Below are 3640 nucleotides of genomic sequence, written 5' to 3'. Positions count from 1 at the left end.
GTGGCGACGCCGGCCGCGCCCCCCGCGCCCGGCCCGCGTCGCCGCCGGGTCCTGCCCGTCGCGCTGGCCGCGGTCCTCGTGCTCGTGCTGGCCGCCGTCGGAATCGCCGTGGTCCGGCCGGGCCCCGTCGCCGACTGGCTGGGCGACGAGCCCGCCGACCGGACGGCCGCGCGGGCGGCGGAGCCGGCGCCCGTGGCGGTGCTCTCCGGCGCGGACGCGAACGCCCCGCTGCCCACCCCCGAGGGGGTGCGCGCCGCGCTCGCCCCGCTGGTGGATGTGCCTGCCCTCGGCGACCGGGTCAACGTCTCGGTGGCCGACGTGGCCACCGGCCAGCCGCTCTTCGGCCGGGGCGAGGACGACGGCACGGTGCCCGCCTCCGTGACCAAGCTCGTGACCGGGGTGACGGTGCTCGCCGCGCGCGGCCCCGCGTACCGCATCCCGACCCGGGCGGTCGCCGGCGCGACCCCGGGCGAGGTGGTGATCGTCGGCGGCGGTGACCCGACGCTGGCGGTCGACAAGAAGGGCTTCTATCCCGGGGCCGCGCGCCTGGACGACCTGGCCGGCCAGGTGCGCAAGGCGCTCGGCGGCACGAAGCCGACGAAGGTGACGGTCGACTCGTCGCTCTACTCCGGCCCCGTGCACGAGCCGGGGTGGGACGCCGACATCCCCACCGGCGGCTACGGCGGCGCGATCACCGCGCTGATGACCGACGGCGCCCGCAGCGACGTGCCGCGTGCCAAGAAGGACGACGCGGCCGGCAACCACTGGGCCGAGCGGGTGGCGCAGCCCGACCTCGCCGCCGGCCGGGCCTTCGCCCGGCTGCTCGGCGTGCCGACCGACGCGGTCGAGCGCGGCACCGCTCCCGCCGCGGGCGGCGCCGCCACCGGCACGCCCGGGCCCGGCGCCGAGCTGGGCAGGGTGGAGTCGCTGCCGATGGTCCGGATGGTCGACATCATGATCAGTGACAGCGACAACATCATCGCGGAGGCGTTGGCCCGCCAGGTCGCGCTGGCCCGCAACCAGCCCGGCTCGTTCGCCGGGGCCGGCGCGGCGATGGACGCGGTCGCGGGCGAGCTGGGCCTGCCGGCCGACGAGTTGTCCCTCGCCGACGGCAGCGGACTGTCCCGCAGCAACCGGATCAGTCCCTCGCTGCTCACCGACCTGATCACGCTCGCCGGCGACGGCAGCCGCCCCGAACTGGCCGCGATCTTCGGCGGCCTGCCCGTGGCCGACTGGTCCGGCACGCTCGCCGACCGGTTCGGCACGACGGCGACGAAGGCCGGCGCCGGGGTGGTCCGGGCCAAGACCGGGACGTTGACCAAGGTGCACGCGATCGCCGGCGTGGTCAGCACCGCCGACGGGCGGCTGCTCACCTTCGCCGTGCTCACCGACGCGGTGCCCCCGGACGGGCTGGAGGCCGCCCGGGTGGCGCTGGACCGGATCGGCGCCGCCCTGGCCCGCTGCGGCTGCCGCTGATCCGGGCGGGGCACGACCGGCGTCGATCTTCCGCCGCGAGCCCGGGCCGGGGTGTCCCGGCGCGGGTACGGTGGGTGCATGGCGCAGTTCGTGGACTGGGATCTGGCCGCCGCTACCGCGGGGGCGCTGGGCAAGTCGGGCCCCCGGGTGTCGTACGCCGAGGCCACCGACGTGGTCAGTGACCTGCGGCGGTTGACCGACGAGGCGGCGGGGCACGTCGCGGACTACACGGGTCTGCGCTCGCAGGTGTCGCACCCGCCGGTGCGGGTGGTGGACCGGCGCGACTGGGCGGCCACCAACATCGCCGGGCTGCGGGAGGTGATCACCCCGCTGGTCGGCCGGCTCACGAAGGACAAGCAGCCCGGCCCGCTGACCGAGGCGATCGGCTCCCGGCTGACCGGCGTGCAGGCCGGCACCGTGCTGGCGTACCTCTCCGGCCGGGTCCTCGGCCAGTACGAGGTGTTCTCCGCCGACCCGGGGCAGTTGCTGCTGGTCGCGCCGAACATCGTCGAGGTGGAGCGGAAGCTGGAGGCCGACCCCCGCGACTTCCGGCTCTGGGTCTGCCTGCACGAGGTGACCCACCGCACCCAGTTCACCGCCGTGCCCTGGATGCGGGCGTACTTCCTCAGCGAGGTGCAGGCCTTCGTGGACGCCTCGTCGAGCGGCGGCGAGCACCTGCTGGAGCGGCTGCGCCGGGGCGTGGCCACCCTCTCCGACGCGGTGAAGGACCCGGAGAGCCGCACCAGCGTGCTGGACCTCGTGCAGACCCCGGCGCAGCGGGCCGTGCTGGACCGGCTCACCGCGCTGATGACCCTGCTCGAGGGGCATGCCGAGTTCGTCATGGACGGCGTCGGCCCGACGGTGATCCCGAGCGTCGAGCGGATCCGGGCGGCCTTCAACCGGCGTCGGGAGGCCGGTAACCCCCTGGAGAAGGCCATCCGCCGGCTGCTCGGCGTGGAGGTCAAGATGCGTCAGTACGCCGAGGGCCGCAAGTTCGTGCACGGGGTGGTCGACCGGGTCGGCATGGACGGCTTCAACAAGATCTTCGGTTCGCCGCTGACCCTGCCCCGGCTGGAGGAGCTCGGCGACCCGGACGCCTGGGTGGCCCGGGTGCACGGGCCGGTCGGCCCGGCGCCGGCCGTCGGCTGACCGCAGGCCCGTGCCCGCGCTCGCCCCGCCGGTGGCCGCGATCCGGGTGGCGGTCCGCCGCGCGCTGGCCGACCTGCCGCCCGGGGGTCCGGTGCTGGTCGCCTGCTCGGGCGGGGCGGACTCGCTCGCGCTGGCCGCCACCACCGCGTTCGTGGCGCCCCGGCTGGGTCGGGCCGCCGGCCTGGTGACGGTCGACCACGGCCTCCAGGAGGGCTCCGCGCAGCGCGCCGCCGCCGTGGTGGCGTGGGCCCGCGAGACCGGTCTGGCGCCGGTCGAGTCGGTGCGGGTCGACGTGGCCGGGCGGCCCGGCGGGCCCGAGGCGGCCGCCCGCGAGGCCCGCTACCGGGCGCTCGCCGACGTGGCCCGCCGGTGCGGGGCGGCGGCGCTGCTCACCGGGCACACCCGCGACGACCAGGCGGAGACCGTGCTGCTCGCACTCGCCCGGGGCGCCGGCCCGCGCGGCCTGGCCGGGATGCCCGCCCGGCGGGACCTCGACGGGGTGCCCCTGCTGCGCCCGCTGCTGGAGATCGGCCGGGAGCAGACCCGCACGGCGTGCGCGGTGCTCGGGCTGAGCCCGTGGGACGACCCGCACAACGCCGACCCCTCGTACGCGCGGTCCCGCGTCCGGGCCGACGTGCTGCCCGCCCTGGTCCGCGCGCTCGGGCCGGGGGTGCTGGACAACCTGGCCCGGACGGCCCGGCTGGTGGCGGCGGACAACGCCGTCCTCGACGGGCTGGCCGTCGCCGCGCTGGCCGACGTCCGTCACCCCGAGGGCGGGCTCTCGGTGCGGGCGTTGGCCGCCCTGTCGCCCGCGGTGCGCGGCCGGGTGCTGCACGCCTGGGCCCGGGAGCTGGGTGCCCCGCCCACCGCCCTGTCGCACCGGCACGTGACCGCGCTGGACACGCTGGTCACCGGCTGGCGGGGGCAGGGCGCGGCGCACCTGCCGGGCGGGCTGCGGGTGGTCCGCCGCGACGGCCGCCTCGCCAGCGTCGTCCCCCGCTGACCCCCGCCCGAC

The 3640-nt window shown here is 77.6% G+C and carries 3 protein-coding genes; all 3 read left to right on the top strand.

Going from position 1 to position 3640, the window contains the following annotated elements:
- The 3 genes from dacB to tilS all read left to right on the top strand — a co-directional run bounded on the left by dacB (position 1) and on the right by tilS (position 3628).
- Positions 1 to 1476 carry a D-alanyl-D-alanine carboxypeptidase/D-alanyl-D-alanine endopeptidase gene (gene dacB / locus ACSNOB_RS31630; RefSeq protein ID WP_436691064.1) on the top strand — a complete coding sequence of 492 codons (1476 nt, stop codon included), beginning with the start codon at positions 1 to 3 and terminating at the stop codon, positions 1474 to 1476.
- 78 nt (positions 1477 to 1554) lie between these two features.
- Positions 1555 to 2625, top strand: a complete 1071-nt coding sequence (locus ACSNOB_RS31625) for a zinc-dependent metalloprotease (protein WP_436691062.1) — start codon at positions 1555 to 1557, stop codon at positions 2623 to 2625.
- 10 nt (positions 2626 to 2635) lie between these two features.
- Positions 2636 to 3628, top strand: coding sequence for a tRNA lysidine(34) synthetase TilS (gene tilS, locus ACSNOB_RS31620; protein WP_436691060.1), 993 nt, complete (start codon positions 2636 to 2638; stop codon positions 3626 to 3628).
- Positions 3629 to 3640 lie beyond the last annotated feature (12 nt).

Source organism: Micromonospora sp. URMC 106, assembly GCF_051386395.1.
Taxonomy (GTDB): Bacteria; Actinomycetota; Actinomycetes; order Mycobacteriales; family Micromonosporaceae; genus Micromonospora.
This window is presented reverse-complemented; position numbering and strand designations above follow the sequence as displayed.

What these genes read in the sequence shown, in the direction of transcription:
- ACSNOB_RS31625 (WP_436691062.1), top strand. Translation starts at nt 1,555, where the DNA reads ATGGCGCAGTTCGTGGACTGGGATCTGGCCGCCGCTACCGCGGGGGCG.